Source organism: Methanobacterium sp., from assembly GCF_016217785.1.
Lineage (GTDB): Archaea > Methanobacteriota > Methanobacteria > Methanobacteriales > Methanobacteriaceae > Methanobacterium.
This window is the reverse complement of record NZ_JACRGA010000016.1, coordinates 21,618-36,458: the sequence shown is the minus strand read 5'-3', so window position 1 is coordinate 36,458 and position 14,841 is coordinate 21,618. Positions and strand designations below refer to the sequence as shown.

The 14,841-nt window shown below is 40.0% G+C and carries 18 protein-coding genes and 2 tRNA genes; 5 read left to right on the top strand and 15 right to left on the bottom strand.

Translation table 11 applies throughout. The features are described 5' to 3' along the window. The first annotated feature begins 283 nt into the window (after positions 1–283). Complete coding sequence (gene map, locus HY987_RS06640) at positions 284–1,210, top strand: type II methionyl aminopeptidase (RefSeq protein WP_292756870.1); 927 nt, start codon at positions 284–286, stop codon at positions 1,208–1,210. Between the two features lie 54 nt (positions 1,211–1,264). On the opposite strand, the gene HY987_RS06635 is transcribed toward map, so the two are convergent. The 6 genes from HY987_RS06635 to frhA all read right to left on the bottom strand — a co-directional run bounded on the left by HY987_RS06635 (position 1,265) and on the right by frhA (position 6,405). After that, complete coding sequence (locus tag HY987_RS06635; RefSeq protein ID WP_292756868.1) at positions 1,265–2,311, bottom strand: zinc-ribbon domain-containing protein; 1,047 nt, start codon at positions 2,309–2,311, stop codon at positions 1,265–1,267. 39 nt (positions 2,312–2,350) lie between these two features. Further along, entirely contained in the window at positions 2,351–2,830 is a 480-nt protein-coding gene (locus tag HY987_RS06630) for a tetratricopeptide repeat protein (RefSeq protein ID WP_292756866.1), read from the bottom strand. A 184-nt stretch (positions 2,831–3,014) separates the two neighbouring features. Beyond that, the gene (gene frhB / locus HY987_RS06625) at positions 3,015–3,899 is read right to left on the bottom strand and encodes a coenzyme F420 hydrogenase subunit beta (protein WP_292756864.1); all 885 of its coding nucleotides are present in this window, start codon (positions 3,897–3,899) and stop codon (positions 3,015–3,017) included. 11 nt (positions 3,900–3,910) lie between these two features. Next, a complete protein-coding gene (gene frhG / locus HY987_RS06620; RefSeq protein WP_292756862.1) occupies positions 3,911–4,705 on the bottom strand; it encodes a coenzyme F420 hydrogenase subunit gamma in 795 nt (264 codons plus the stop codon). Further along, on the bottom strand, positions 4,705–5,178 hold the full coding sequence (gene frhD, locus HY987_RS06615; protein WP_292756860.1) for a coenzyme F420-reducing hydrogenase, FrhD protein: 474 nt from the start codon (positions 5,176–5,178) through the stop codon (positions 4,705–4,707). The genes frhG and frhD overlap by 1 nt, the downstream gene beginning before the upstream one ends. Before the next feature lie 9 nt (positions 5,179–5,187). Beyond that, a complete protein-coding gene (gene frhA / locus HY987_RS06610) occupies positions 5,188–6,405 on the bottom strand; it encodes a coenzyme F420 hydrogenase subunit alpha (protein WP_292756858.1) in 1,218 nt (405 codons plus the stop codon). A gap of 367 nt (positions 6,406–6,772) precedes the next feature. Here frhA and HY987_RS06605 point away from each other — a divergent pair, with 367 nt between their 5' ends. From HY987_RS06605 to HY987_RS06590, 4 genes are all read left to right on the top strand, one after another. Then, positions 6,773–7,219: a PepSY domain-containing protein gene (locus HY987_RS06605; protein WP_292756856.1), complete on the top strand. Its 447-nt coding sequence runs from the start codon at positions 6,773–6,775 to the stop codon at positions 7,217–7,219. Further along, complete coding sequence (locus tag HY987_RS06600) at positions 7,219–7,938, top strand: proteasome assembly chaperone family protein (protein WP_292756854.1); 720 nt, start codon at positions 7,219–7,221, stop codon at positions 7,936–7,938. The genes HY987_RS06605 and HY987_RS06600 overlap by 1 nt, the downstream gene beginning before the upstream one ends. An 8-nt stretch (positions 7,939–7,946) precedes the next feature. Next, positions 7,947–8,020, top strand: a tRNA-Arg gene (locus HY987_RS06595). A gap of 110 nt (positions 8,021–8,130) precedes the next feature. Beyond that, positions 8,131–8,205, top strand: a tRNA-Arg gene (locus HY987_RS06590). Here the strand turns inward: HY987_RS06590 and HY987_RS12750 are convergent. From HY987_RS12750 to pcn, 9 genes are all read right to left on the bottom strand, one after another. Continuing rightward, on the bottom strand, positions 8,159–8,692 hold the full coding sequence (locus HY987_RS12750; protein ID WP_367146885.1) for an N-acetyltransferase family protein: 534 nt from the start codon (positions 8,690–8,692) through the stop codon (positions 8,159–8,161). The two genes, HY987_RS06590 and HY987_RS12750, sit on opposite strands and share 47 nt — an antisense overlap. A gap of 613 nt (positions 8,693–9,305) precedes the next feature. After that, positions 9,306–10,544 (bottom strand): TIGR00375 family protein, encoded by a 1,239-nt coding sequence (locus HY987_RS06585; RefSeq protein ID WP_292756852.1) that lies wholly within the window; start codon positions 10,542–10,544, stop codon positions 9,306–9,308. 124 nt (positions 10,545–10,668) lie between these two features. After that, positions 10,669–11,442 (bottom strand): proteasome assembly chaperone family protein, encoded by a 774-nt coding sequence (locus HY987_RS06580; protein WP_292756850.1) that lies wholly within the window; start codon positions 11,440–11,442, stop codon positions 10,669–10,671. Between the two features lie 111 nt (positions 11,443–11,553). After that, positions 11,554–11,724 carry an RNA-protein complex protein Nop10 gene (locus HY987_RS06575; RefSeq protein ID WP_292756848.1) on the bottom strand — a complete coding sequence of 57 codons (171 nt, stop codon included), beginning with the start codon at positions 11,722–11,724 and terminating at the stop codon, positions 11,554–11,556. Continuing rightward, positions 11,721–12,500 carry a translation initiation factor IF-2 subunit alpha gene (locus HY987_RS06570; protein ID WP_292756846.1) on the bottom strand — a complete coding sequence of 260 codons (780 nt, stop codon included), beginning with the start codon at positions 12,498–12,500 and terminating at the stop codon, positions 11,721–11,723. Before HY987_RS06570 ends, HY987_RS06575 begins: the two co-directional genes overlap by 4 nt. Positions 12,501–12,508: 8 nt before the next feature. Then, positions 12,509–12,685 carry a 30S ribosomal protein S27e gene (locus HY987_RS06565; RefSeq protein ID WP_004029362.1) on the bottom strand — a complete coding sequence of 59 codons (177 nt, stop codon included), beginning with the start codon at positions 12,683–12,685 and terminating at the stop codon, positions 12,509–12,511. An 8-nt stretch (positions 12,686–12,693) separates the two neighbouring features. Beyond that, positions 12,694–12,975, bottom strand: coding sequence for a 50S ribosomal protein L44e (locus tag HY987_RS06560; protein ID WP_292756841.1), 282 nt, complete (start codon positions 12,973–12,975; stop codon positions 12,694–12,696). Between the two features lie 113 nt (positions 12,976–13,088). Further along, entirely contained in the window at positions 13,089–14,084 is a 996-nt protein-coding gene (locus HY987_RS06555) for a hypothetical protein (RefSeq protein WP_292756839.1), read from the bottom strand. Positions 14,085–14,097: 13 nt separating this feature from the next. Then, positions 14,098–14,832 (bottom strand): proliferating cell nuclear antigen (pcna), encoded by a 735-nt coding sequence (gene pcn / locus HY987_RS06550; protein ID WP_292756837.1) that lies wholly within the window; start codon positions 14,830–14,832, stop codon positions 14,098–14,100. Positions 14,833–14,841 lie beyond the last annotated feature (9 nt).

The window sequence follows — 14,841 nt, the reverse complement described above, 5'->3', positions numbered from 1 at the left end:
AATCAGCAAGGTTTAGACCCTGTCAAATCTATACGTTTAATCCAAGCCTTTAAATACCTTAAACCTTTTATGGACTCTCATATGAAAAGTACATATAATATATAGGTTTTATATAATTAATGCTTTGTTATTTTAAGTTTCATCTTAGAACCAGTTCATAACACCAATGGACTTGACTCCATACTACGAAGGATTATGGTCATTGGATTATAATTATAATAATAAGTAAGAGTGTTAGCTATTAAAATTGTTAGATTAGTAATCAGTTCCATAGTGTGATGCCATGATAGATATGTACCAAAAAGCAGGTAAAATTGTAAAAGATGTCAGAGAACTTGCAGTTAGTGAAGTTCACGAAGGAATGAAAGTTTTGAGTCTGGTAAATCTCATTGAATCAGAAATCAAAAAAAGAGGAGGTATTCCCGCTTTTCCCTGTAACATATCCATAAATGAGGTTACTGCCCATTACACATCACCTCCAGGGGATGATACCCTCTTAAAAGATGGTGATCTGGTTAAAATTGATTTAGGAGCCCATGTTGAGGGTTTTATTGCTGATTCAGCCATTACTGTAATGATTGGTTCAGGAGAAGGCCCTTACAGATCTGGAGATAAAAACTATACCCCTGAAAAACAGGTTGAACTTATTGAAACTGCTAATCATGCCCTTGAAGTTGCCATCAGTAACATCCGGGCTGGTGCGGAGTTGGGTAAAATTGGTGGGGAAGTGGAGGAGTATGTGAAGTCCCAGGGGTTTTTACCAGTGGCCAACCTAACCGGCCATAGTATGGATCGATGGATCCTGCACTCAGGATTATCAATACCCAACATTAAAGAAAAAAACCATCACCGAATAGAAGAGGGGGATGTTCTGGCCATTGAACCCTTCGTAACTGATGGTATTGGTGTGGTGGGAGATATGAAAGACACATTCATCTTCCGATTCCTTCGAGACCGACCTTTACGCCTGGCACCTGCCAGGAAATTGCTCGATCTGATAAAATTAAAGTATGCTAACCTTCCTTTCGCCCAAAGATGGTTAAATGAAGAATCAGGTGTACGTCAACTTAATCCTGCCATGAGGCAGCTTATCTCTTCCCGGGCAATTTACCCCTACCATGTGCTTCGTGAGAAAAGTGGTGCCAGGGTGGCCCAGGCCGAACATACGGTTATTGTAGAAGGAGAAGGATGTACGGTTATTACTGAATAGAATAAAGTACAAAAAGGATATATGGTGATTAGATCTGGTGAAATTATAGTTCATTCACCAATCATCATCCCCACCTTCAAAAGAATCACATATATCATCAAAGGAATCAAAAACATCATCAAAGGAATCAATTTCTAAATCATCTAATGCATCGAAAACATCCACGTCGAACAAATTAAGGGCATCATCGTTAGAATCAAAGAAATCTAAATCTTCTTTTTTTCTAAAAGCATTTTTGGTACCGAATTTTATTCCAATCAAAACAGAAACCGGATACAGTAAGTAAGGATAGAATTTTGATGTTTTTGTCTTAACATTTGCCAGTCTATTTTTCAACGAAAGCAACTGATTCATGTCATATGGTAAGATAAATATATGCGTACCTACTGCGGAGAGAAAAGCTTTAGCTTTTTCTGGATTGGAATCCGCCCATTGGAACAAATTATCTGAATCCTTAAATATATCATTTATTCGATTTTTAATTTCCACACCCGATTTAGTTAGCTCATATTTTGCAGGAGATACTATGCCCTTCTTCTTAACCAGTATGACATATCCTTTTTCAATTAAAAGAGGCATTACATAATCATTTTTATATTTGAAAAAAGAATGACCAGTTAAACGGGATTTAAACTGTTTTAACATTTTTTTGAAATATTTCTTAATTTCTAATTCGGGATGTTTAGTTAAAGATGCTGTAAAAATTTCTTCATGGGGCTTAAGATCTGTGTTAAAGTTCTCACCCTTTCCTATTTTACGGACAATTTTAGTGGATAAAAACCCTTTCTCTTTGCGGGAATCCATTTGAATAACTTTACGTGCTAAAAGGTCCTTCATTGTTAATTTTAACAATTTTTTTCCATGAGCATTATCTGTAGATAAATTTGCAGAATCTATAAATAATATTACATACGATTCAGCAGGTGTTAATTCCAAAGATTTTTCACCAGAGAAATTCGTTTCCGAATTAAAGGAATGATTATCAAATTTTATATTATCAATTTTCAGTCCACATTCAGTGCAGAATTTAGCAGTAGTGGGGTTTCGAGCACCACATTCACTACAAAAAACCACAGTATCCGGAATTTTTTTCTGCAACATTTTTTCACCCAGAACTACCTGAATTGAATTAATAAGGAATTATTCTAAATTTAGAGATTCCAAATAATTAAGAGAATTTTGGGTTTTATCAATTCCCCTTTCCTCATTATATTCATTGAATATCTTAAAGGCCTCTTCAAAAAAGTATCGAGCATTTTCAACATCATCCTGCTCCTTATACACTAATCCAATGTGATAAAGGGCTTCAGCCATGTTATGATAATCGTTTATCTTTTCGGAATATTCATAGGCGATTTTAAAATAAGCATAAGCTTTCTCATAAACTCCCCTTCTGAGGCTCATTACACCTTTAGAAATTAATTTAGATGGCTTATTCTTCCTTTCTTTTGAATGAACGTTATAATATAACATCAACATTCCTGCATATGCTAAAAACATTGCCCCGACAATTAAATAAATCATTTCCATTTCAACATCCCCATTACTAATAATTTGATTTGTCATTACCCCTCCTAAGTTTTCCCCATAGTCAGTATGCTCAAATGAAGCGCACTCCACATACCTCACCCTTTCTAATGGAGTTTATGTATTAAATCGTTGAAATTTCATTGGAAAGGCAGAAAACATTTATTGTCATAATAGGACCTTAATTCCTTTAAATCGTTTGAAAATGATAATAAACTAATAAATACATTGGATAAATAAATAATCCAAAAAAATAGAAAAAATAGGGATGTTATCCCTATACGTTAGCTAGTGGGTCTTCTTTTTCAGCACTGCCTTTGAAAGGTACAGGTAGGCCCATGGCCTTCCGTTCATCGATTACTTTCATGGCTTTGGTTTTCTTGTCAGTTGCCAGTTTTTCAAGTAGGCCTAAACCTGGTTTCACATCATCCATTGGTTTGGTTTCAATGACTCCAGCTTCAACCGCCTGTTTGAATATGGTTTCACCGGCATCGGTTCTGACGAAGACTGTAGACCAGCCGTCTGGGGTTCCAACTGAACCGGTGGACACATCACCCAATTCTGCCACGTAGTCAAGGCAGACTTTACATCCGCTCTGTTCGTATCCGTGGGTTTCTTTGAGTGGTATGCTGAGTAACTCATCAGCAGTCTGGATCCAGAATTTACCTTTGCCTATGTCCATTTTTTCCACTAGGTCGAAGTCAACTCCTGCTTTCTCTGATATGAAAGTTCTTAGAGATTCGTAAGGGAAGTTTTCCATGCAGAAAATACCTAACGTTAAGGCGATTTTATCTGCTAGGAATCTTACTCCGAATGGGTAGGACTGCATTTTTCGGATTCCCATGCTCTGGCAGGGTATGGCTACGGTACCAACTTTCTCTAGACCGTACTGTCGGACTGCTTTTTTAAGCATCCAGACGTTTGGGGAGAAGGTGTACTTGGTTCCAGCGGCGGCCAGTATCTCGTCTGAGGACATGGCTACCATTGGTTCTGGTTTCCACATAACATCAGATGGTCCGGCTACTACTGCACCATCGATGAGTTTTTCATCCAGGGCATAGCAGAATAGACCGGATACTATACCTCCGTCCTGGGCTAGTTTTTGGATCTGTTTGTCAGTTGATCTTGCTGCAACAACTTCTTTGTAGGTTCCTAATACCATTTTTTCACCTCCTATAACCCTAGGTCCTGGTTGATCCTTTCAGCAGGCCACCAGCTTCGTGGGCACTGCACATAGCAGACTCCACACTTAACACAGCGGTCACTGTTTACTTCTGGTCTTCCATTGGTCATGCCTATTGCTCTGGTCTGGCAGGCCATGGCACAGGTTCCACATCCGATACATAGTGCCTGGTTCACAACTTTTAGCTGCAGGTCGCAGCCACAAGCTTCGGTGTAACCGACTAGGTCCATCATAGGCTGTAAGTAGTCCATGTCTCCGTTGATGGCGGCTACTACAACTTTGGCGATTATTTCTGGTGATGGTGGGCAGCCAGGTATGGCTAAATCCACTTTTACCAGGTCCCCGACGGGCACAAATGATTCGTGGTTTGGTTGAGCTTGCTGTCCTCCTCGGGAGTATCGGGTGAAACAACCAGTTGCTGCGCAGGACCCGAAGGCCACTACTAAGCCGGCTTTTTCCCGTACTTCCATGAGCTCTTTCAAACTGTGTTCATCTTGTAGACATACAGACCCTTCAATAAGGGCTATGTCCATTTCAGGTATATCCCAGCGGTCTACTAGGGTTTGCCCGTAGACTATGTCTATCATTTCAGTTAGTAAAGGTGCTAGGATGTCGTAATTCTCACTTAACGACATAACGTCGCCGGTACATCCTGACAAATGGATGTATCCGATTCTTGGTTTAGCTTTTTCTTCAGCCACTTTTTCAACCTCCTCTTGTGAAGCTTCTCTGTCAGGTTTTGCCTCCATTCCAAAAAACGATTTGATACGGGCTAATATTGACATTAACTAACCCCGATTTCCTTTAATATCATCTCGATGGCCTTGGGAATTGCATCTTTTACATGGGGGGTTAACCCCATTTCCACATCGGGGGCAGAGACATTTTCTGGCTGGCATCCGATTACAATCACTTCGCAGATTTCTGCTAAATCGTGCAATGGTGCATTAACTGGCCAAGAATGTATATTTTCGTAAGAACCCTTTGGTAACTCATCTACACTGAATTTTCGAATGGTGCCAGGCTCTACTCCAAATTCAGCAATATCCACTACGATCATCTTCTTCCATTCCTCGTGAGGAAGACTGAAGACAAAGTGGGGACCGCCAGTACCGGCATCCAGTATCATGACATTTTCTGGTAGGGGGTTTTCCTTGGAATATTCTCCAAGTGCCTTTATCACTTCGGGTCCGAATCCATCATCCTTAAAAAGGATATTTCCGCATCCGACCACTATTATCTCTGCACTGTATGGCATGCTTTTCCCTTAAATCCTGACCATCTCGTTTTTGAGAATGCTCCTGTCTTCATCGTCGATTACGATCATGTGAGTCGCACAGGACAGACATGGGTCGTAGGCTCGGATAACGTGAGGTCCGAATTCATGGTGGAATCCTTCGGTAGCTGGTCCCATAGTGGGTATGTTCCAAGTGGTTGGTACTAAACAACTGTAGAACTGAGTTTTACCATCGGCAACCTGGGCCATGTGAACATCCATTCCACGTGGTCCTTCAATAGCACCGACTCCCAGCTTGTTTGTACCGGTTACGTCGAAATCAGCCATTACAGGTGCAGAAGTGTCCAGTTCACCCAAAATATCTATGGCTTTGGATAGAGCTGTTTTCATCTCCAGTGCCCTTGCAACGTGTTGAGCAACTACACCTCTTTCTTTGAAATCCCCGTATACGGCTGCCCTGGCCCTTGGACCCACTTCAACATTTCTTCCATCGTAGAGTGGGATGGTTGAGCAGGCTCTTTTGGCTACTTCTGGGTCGTCATACCAGCTTTCAGGCATTATTTCTGTGAATCTGTCCAGATCGAAGTTTTCCCTGTCACCGTATAATATGTCAGTGGCAAGTGTTGGTGCGTTTGTTACACCTAATCCTTTTGGGAATCCTTTGTCTGCGACTAAACCAATGATTAAGTCGACATGTGCGTCCAATTTTGGTTTGAGTTGTTTTAATCTGGCGTAAAGCCTTTTTCTTGCAACTTCACTTATGTTACTGGCCATTCCTCCGATCCTTATATCGGATGGGTGTATTCCTTCTCCAGCAACCATGTCCACCACATACTGGGCGGTTTTTCTGATTTCAGATACTGAGTTAACTGCTGTCGCGAACAGGTTTTCAGGTACAACATCGGTGGCAATTAGGAACTGATGGATGGCGTGGCTGTTAATGTCGTGGGCGGCTAGGGTAAGTTCTCTTAACTGTCTAGCTGCTTTTGGTATTTCTATACCTAATGAGTCATCCATAGCTTCTACTGAAGCCAGGGTGTGAGGTATAGGGCATACACCACAGATTCTCTGCGCATAAACAGGCGCAGATTCTGGGGCTTTGCCTGTTAACATTTTTTCTAAGCCTCTAACCGGAGTAATACTGAAGTATTTCCCCTTGGTTACGATTCCTTCATCATCTACTTCCATGACCAACTCTGCATGTCCTTCCTGTCGTGAGGTTGGCGAGATAACTATTTTTTCGCTCAAATGTATCACCTCTTAGTTTTTATAAGAACATCAATATCTCTAACTTTTAAATATTATTATAAGCTTTTCTTTAAAAATAAAAATGAAAAATATAAATAGCAGGAGAGACCTAACTATAAACTCTTATAAGAATCAGGAAATTGGATAAATGTTACTGATGGTTCTTTTTATTGGAAGAAATTATGGGATTTGAAGGCAATATAAAGAAAACATAAGAATTAAATCTTCAAAATCTTAATATAAGATTATATTCTTAATATATTATATTCTTAAAATAAAATTAATTTATAAGCGAAAATATAAATTCTTCAACTGAGAATAAAAAAATTGATCTTAAATTCAATACAATTCACAAAGAGGTGAGCTGATGATAGACTCCAAAATTCTGGTATCTGTGGTCATAGTATTGTTAATTGGTGTGGCTGCTGCTGGTTATCAAATATCCAGTCAGACTCCCGGACTATGGCAACCAGTGACGTCAACTAGCACAGACTCGAGCGGAGATTCAAGTTCAACCACTGGAACTGACTCCGGAAACCAGCAAAGTTCTGCATCCAGTGTTTCAACATCTTCCAGTCAGAAAACAAGTGCATCAGGGAGTGATACCGTGAAGATAACATCTTCAGAAGCTAAAGCCATTGCTGCAAAATCAATTCTGCAGGAAGGGGCTACTGCCGGGACCCCTAAACTTACTACTTACGGTGGTACTAAGGCTTATTTAGTACCAGTTATGATGAATGGTAATCAGGTGGGTGAAATATATATTGATGCCCAAACTGGTAAAAACTTAGGAGGAGCAGGGGGTGCTCCCTGATGGTTGAAATGGTGGAAACTGAAGTAGAATGCTGTAAAATAATATCTAAAGATATTGAAAATGCAACCGTTATTGAAGGATCTCCTGAATTAGGGCTTATCGGCAATATAGTGGGATGGCTTCTGGTTGAAGAACTGAAAATGGAGGAAATTGGACACATTGAGTCTAAATACTTCCCACCTCTTGCAGTTCTCTACAAAGGAGTAGCTATACACCCATTCAGAATTTACACCGCTGATGACCTAGTTCTATTCCTATCGGACTTTGTGGTTCCACCAACTGTTACCTATGACATGACCAATGTTATTGTTGAATGGATGAAGCGGAATAATACTAAAGAAATCATCACCCTAAACAGCATTGCAGTCCGGCAAAAAACCAATGGCGTTGCAGCCGCGGCTAACTCTCTTGAAGGGTTAAAACGATTAGGGGATCTTGATCTTCCCATACTCCCATTTGGAAATATCAACGGACTATCAGGAACCCTCTTAACCCGTAGCATGACCAGTGACATTCCTGCCTCATGTCTGTTTGCCGAGGTCTTAAATCAATATCCTGATCCCCGTGCAGCAGCCAGTGTAGTGGATGTTTTAAATAGGATGTTGAACATAGAGGTTAACTCCGAGCCACTTTTGAAAGAAGCCGAAGAAATTGAGTCAAGGCTTAAGGAGCTGGCTCAAGCAGTTCAAGGTGAAGGAGAATCACCTGCATACAGTTAAATTCATACGGGCCCGTAGCCTAGTTGGATAGGGCGTCGGACTTCTAATCCGAAGGTCCCGGGTTCAAATCCCGGCGGGTCCGTTACTTGTACCCTTTTTTAATTGAATACCCCGATAGGTAGGATATTGTAAAAGTACTGTGAAAAAGAGAATAAAATAATAATTAATTAGTATTTCTTTAATAATGAATGTGGGCCCGTAGCCTAGCCAGGATAGGGCATCAGACTCCTAATCTGAGGGTCCCGGGTTCAAATCCCGGCGGGTCCGTTACTTTTACCAATTGTATATTAATCCAATCCCACTTTTTGACTGCGTCTTTCATTAAAACAACATCACGCCATTTACCATTTATTTTTCCTATCTTTTCCCGGATTCCAACTACTTTGAATCCACATTTCTCATGCAGATTAATGCTACTCTGATTTTCTGGAAAAATTCCAGGCTGTAACGTCCATATCCCCTGATCCTCAGATAATTCTATTAATTTTTTAAGAAGAGCTAATCCTACACCTTCACCGCGATGTTTCTCATTTACATAGACGCTAACTTCCATCACGCCATTATATATTTTTCTCCGGGAGGTGAGAGACAATGCGGCCCATCCTAAAATTTCATCATCACTACGTGCCACTATACCCAATTCAAGGGGATGGTTCAAAATCCAGGAATCCCCTGAGGGTACTGATTGCTCAAAAGTGGCGTTGTCAGTTTCAATGCCCTCCTTATAGATCAATGCAACCTGATCCCCAGTCACTTAGTCACATATGGTCAATTTTAAAATACATTGAAAAAAAAAGTTGATTACAAGCCTACTTAAATTTTATTACACTTGCCTACTCATCATTTCATCATAAAATGAATCATGAGCTAGATAATTTAACTTAAATACCATTATAGATCAATTAAGTAATATTCCAAGAATTATTATATTTTTTATATTATTTATAAAAAAATAATTTGTAAAATAAATTGAGATTTACGGTATAATCCTGTAAGGCTTTAAAAAATTTGTAAATAAATGAAAAATTAGTTGATAGAAAATATTCAAACAACCTATCAGTCTTAAAAAAAAAATGATTTTATTCTGCAGGATTTCTATTTAGAACTTGTGTCATTAAACTCACTAAAACGAAACCAGCGATAATTATTCCTAAAATCACCCAAGAATATTCCATAGCAATACTCATATAAACACCTCAAATTTCCTTTTTAATTTCCGGATAATATATCATTTCTATAAATTTATTACCATCATTCTAACTTAATCTATAGAATGGGATAATCACTCAGAATATAAAAACTTTTTCAATTCACCATGAGATTAAATTCAAGTGGGATCAAATTTCTAAAAAATGCATTCTACAGAGTTATAAGAAAGCATCCAAAGTGGAATTTGTGGAATTATCTTCGTTGAAAACTAATTCTCCGTATTTTCCACCGCCTCCTACTTTTATTTGCAATGTTTTATTTCTGAATGCCTGTATTCTACGAGCCAGTTCCGGATCGATTTCAATCATCTCATCAATGGGGGCATCTATAAGCGCGGAAATTTCATCACCGAATTTTAGAATGAGTTCCTGCCATATCTTTTGCACGAACTTGGTGGTAACCCCTTTACTGTAGGTGAGGCTTATGATTTCAGCCAGAGGCATGATGTGGATATATGGGGGCCGGCGTGGTGGGTGGTGTGGTTCATCCCATGTGGCCAGCTCTTCCACACGGTAGTCCACCCCTTTTTTTATGGTGCCACCACAAGGGCATTTCATGTTCATCTTGATGGCTTCATCAGGATGGAACTGCTGGTAACATTTGGTACAGGCAGTGTGGTGATACTTGCCCAGTCTCGGGTCAAACCCATAGTTTGCTGTGATCTTCTTATCACCAATTGCACTAGCCAGGGCAGGGAAGCTTATATCTTTAACGTTAATTTCATTAAACTCACGTCCCAATCGGTGGGGCCATGGAGAATGAGCATCGGAGTTGGTGAGGAATGGTATATTCTGCAATTCTTCTATGCGATCCGCCATATCCGTATCTGCAGAGAGTCCAAGCTCCAGGAAATCGGGCTTTTCACTGTAACAATCATGGATACTATCATATTCTTTGTAGATGCTGGTCCAGGGGGTAAATGCATGGGAGGGTCCCATTATACAACCATTTTCCAGAGCTAATTCCTGTATCTCAGCACCGTTCATACGTACTCTTGGCCTGCCATCGGAATCCAGGTTTCCCTTAAGTTTCCTGCGGATCTGGTAAGCTGCTTCAAAGGAAGGGATGATAATAAGGTGGTGAACTCTTTTAGAATCTTCCACTTCTGCAGTCAGAATTAGATTGGTTTCCGGGTTTTTCGAATGACCCTCTGGAATTTCCTCCTGAAGAAATTCATTGTGTATTTTTCTACTTTCCCTGATCCTGAAAACTCCTTCAGCTGCTTCTTCAGTGGCTTCCTCTATCATGTTCAGCCAGCCCTGATGGAAGGCATCACCGGTTGCAACCAAATGCAACCCTTTAAGGCTTCCCTGAGATGATAATAACTCAGGGGTCATGTTTTTAGAAGTGGCCATAGAATAACGGCCGTGAATATGCAGATCAGCCCTTATGATCATGTTTTACACCCTTTTTTTAATAAAGATTTTTTCCTAATTTCTAAATAATAAAAATATGTTTTCTAAATAAAAATATGTTAAAAAAGAATAAAATAAAAAAAATTATGTGATTTATTTCTAGAAGTTAACCTATGTATCGCAGGTCTTCTTCTCCAGGAGCTAGGTTCATTCGCTCAGCCATTTCCCGTTCCATCTGCTGGGCTTTACTGATCATCTTTCGGGTTTCTTCAGCCCGTTCTTCCAGTTTTGCCACATCTACTTTTATTTTAAGTAGTTCCAGGAGAATCGTGAGTACGGCTTTGGATGCATCGGCATCAATGAAGTAGCCTGGGGTTTCTCCCATTAGGCAAACACCGTTCATGCCCCTGGAAATTCCCAAGCCTAAAATAAGACCAGATGCACCTATTATTCCACCATCAGCAGATCTTAAGGTTACTTCATGTTCTTTGAGCATTTCAGCCAGTTCTTTGCTGGTCGCTGCTCCGAAAACCTTTGGTTTTTCCACGGGTTGGCCTGTTCCCAGACCGCCCAGGGTGTATATCTCTTTAACACCGTATTTTTCAACGAAATCAAGTATAGAGCCACATATTTCGTATTGCCCTTCTGGACTGAGTCCCTGAGTATTTCCTCCCAGGAAAATGAAGTCTCTTTCATCTTCGCCCTGGCTTTTTAGATAGTAAAACTCATTTTTCATGGGCTCTATAAGTCCATCTTCATCTACGAAGACTTGTGGTGGGAATGAGGGTGAGTAAAGTTCTGCGAATTTTTCTGCCCCCAGTTCGTGTATGATGTGCTCTGCAACCAGTTTGCCCACATGACCTATACCTGGTAGGGCTTCAATAAATATGGGATCATTGAGATCCACTTCTTTAATCAGTTCTATGAAGGTTTCATTCATCTAAAACACTCCTAAATGATTAATAAAGGATTCTTTTATGAATTCATGGAAATAAGTTATTGATCATGATTGGAAGGATAATAAAGAATCATCCTGAGTGAATCACATCTTTTAAGAAGATTCATTGAGTTGTTTCATGAGTATTCTTCTGTATTTACCATATTTATCCTCAGGAGAATAACGTGGAGGGTATATTACTTTTAGTTCACCCTCGCAGTGCGGGCAGTGGTCTTTAAGGGTGTACTCCCTACAGAGGCTGCACCGCCTCATTTTCATCTTCATTCTAATTCCCGGTGGAACTCACCCTCGCCACCAGCCTCTAAAACAGTAGCAATGGCTTCATCCGCTGCATCTTTAAGAATGGTTTCTGCAGTGATGTAATCCGATGATTTGACCAGCAGCCGATAACGCGGTGCGCCAACACATTGGACGGCTATGTTATCCTTATTTATTGATGTAAGGGCATTGCGTATGATATCCACACCATCAGGAGCGTAAGAAGTTAAATCAACGTATCCGGTGATCTGTACTTCTGGGGGAGAGATGTTTTTCTGAGCTACTTTAGTTATGGCATTTGCCCATATTTCATCCATTCCTCTCTCAATAAGGGAATCTGCTCCTTCTTCAGCAGATATCTCAAATGCACCGTAGAGATCTCCAAATTCATCCATCATGGCATAGCCTACTTCCTCGTAAGCTGCGTCCAGATCCTTATCAATACTTTTTGCTGCAAATTCAAGGAGTTTTTCAGCCTTTTGTTCAATTTTCCACTGCTGGATCTTACGGGTTCTTTGATCCTCCCTGATCCTTTTCATGGAAACATCAACATGGCCCTTTTTGGGGTTAACACGGAGTACCCGGGCAACAATCTTCTGATTTTCCCGTACGTAGTCCCGAATGTTCTTCACCCATCCGGCAGACACCTCGGAGATGTGTATGAAAGCTTCCTCCCCAGGGTATTCTTCCAGTTTGGCAAATGCACCATAATTAAGGACCTTATGCACGGTGGCCACGATTAAATCGCCTTCCTGTGGCCACTTATGCTTCATTCTTACCATTAAAACACCTAGTCCAAGACTTCGATTATTTGGGCTACAACTTCAGATCTTCCGCCCTTAGATTTTACCAGAGATTTACCACAGATGATGCACTCCACTTTAGAGGCAGCATGATCGAAAACAACTTGCTGGTTGCCACAGTCTCCACATTTGACTCTTAAAAAGTTACTTTTACTTTTTGACATTTTTTCACCTACTGCTGGATGAACTCCACTTTTCCAGCACGGAATGTTGAGCGTTTTATGTGGGATTTGTTGCACTCTTTACATTTGTATCTTAAGTCCAGTTTCTTAGTTGGTTTATTACCTGAAGGTAATGGTCGGGGGTATCCACGGTAACCGCTGGTTACACGCCTGAATTGACGTTGACCCCATTTTAATTCACTGGCCTTTCTTCTTTTTGATTCTAATACTGTGTGAATTGTGTGTTTCTTGCAACTTGGGCAGTAAGTTTTCCTTTCTTTAGGAATCTTCATATAATCACCTCTTTGGCTGTAAAAATAAGTCATCTGACCTGTAAAATTGATTAATGGTCCTCGGACTATTATAAAAAGCCTGACTCTATATCTCGCTATTTATATTTCACTGTTTATTTATACCTTTGGATGGACTTACCCTTATGATTCTTGATAAGTATGCGAGCATTGGGTTCAGGCATGGTAATAATATCACCAGGATGGAATGGGCCGTAAACTTTACTATCAACTCCCATGATGGAAGGCAGCTCGTCTAAAATCATTAAAATCTCTGTAGACATTTTATGAAGACTAGAATTATCTTTTAATACTTCTGATGGAACATTATCCTCTGAATGAACCTGACTTTCTTTAAATTCGTTTTTAAAATCATCTGGAGTATTGGGACTTTCTTTTAGATCCCTGGTTTTAGTTTCTCCTGGAGAAACCGTAGATGATTTTTGAGAACCCTGTTTTGATGGTTCTCTGCCGAACTGCCGATATATTTCATCTTGAATTTCAGGGGGAATCTCATCCACTGCAGGGTTTGTCTTTAAAGAGCTATTTACCTTTTCTTTAGAGATTGAAACCCCATTAGAACTTTGAACTCTTTCATCCACACCTGAATTGTTTTGATTAATGCTAGTATTAACTATCTCAACTTCGTTTTCAACCGGTTTAGAAGTTCTTTTAGGTGAATTTGATGAACTTAATTTAATTTCTTTTTTATGAGAGTAAGATATGAGAGGAGACCTCATTTCCTCCCGGTAAAGAGTTAAAGACCGGTAAATCTCCATATAAAGTTTTTGCTCCTCAGGAGTAGAATTTGATGGAATTCTGGGCCTTCCATCTTCTCGAGAGTTTTTAAATAGATGATGTGAACGTTGAGCATTCATCACTGCACTGTTGGTTATTTTATATTCTCTTCTCTCACAGATTTCAACCACTATTCTCTGAGCATCACGAAGAAGATATGATTCAAAGGAAAATGGATTATTATCTATCTTTTCCATGAGCCTGTTGAAATAATTAGAGATTTGTTGGTAGAAATCTTCCCCTACAGGGGATAGACTACTTAAACTCCGTTCCTTCTTTTGGATCTCCCTCAAATTCTGGAAAAATTCATCCAACCCTATTCCTCACTTATTCCTCACTTTCTATCCTTGGGGCTAGAAGGAAACTCAGTTCACCCTCATCAGAAGCCATTCTCAGGGCAAGATTCAGAGGCATGTCATTTCCCAGTCGTAACACCGCAGATTCTGAGAATTTATCAGCTTTTAACATTTCTTTAACTTTTTCCAGAGAAAATATTGACCTTGCAGATTCTTCTATCTTTTCTCCGTGAAGATACTCAACTTTAGCATCACCAAACTCTCCCTCAGCTGAGGCTTCGAATTTTTCCTCATTCACATGGAGAGATATCTTGTCAGAGACTATGCCAATGTCCTGGATGGAATCCTTAAGAAGTGAAAAGGGTACTTCAAATTCCGTAGGATATTCAAGCTGAGGAGGGCTTGGTGCCTCATATTCTATGTCTATGAGACGGATCTTGAATTTTCTGCGGGCTTCACCTTCAAATGATATGATAAGGTTACCTTCATCCACAGTAAGCTCCACCATATCCTCTGCCTTGGCCCTTTTTAAGACCTTCATCAGTTCTTCAGTATCCACGTTGATCTTCATGGGCTCGCCGCACTGGTATTCATCGAATACTCCTTTTTTGAGCTCCAGGTGGACAAAAGTAATATGACTACGGTCCAGAGCATCCAGACGTAAGCCCTCTTCATCGGCCTGCATCTGCACTTCATCTACAATGGATGATATGGCATCAAAACTGGTCTTCAAAATATTGGAATCACTTAAAACTGCCTTGAACATGTACATCCT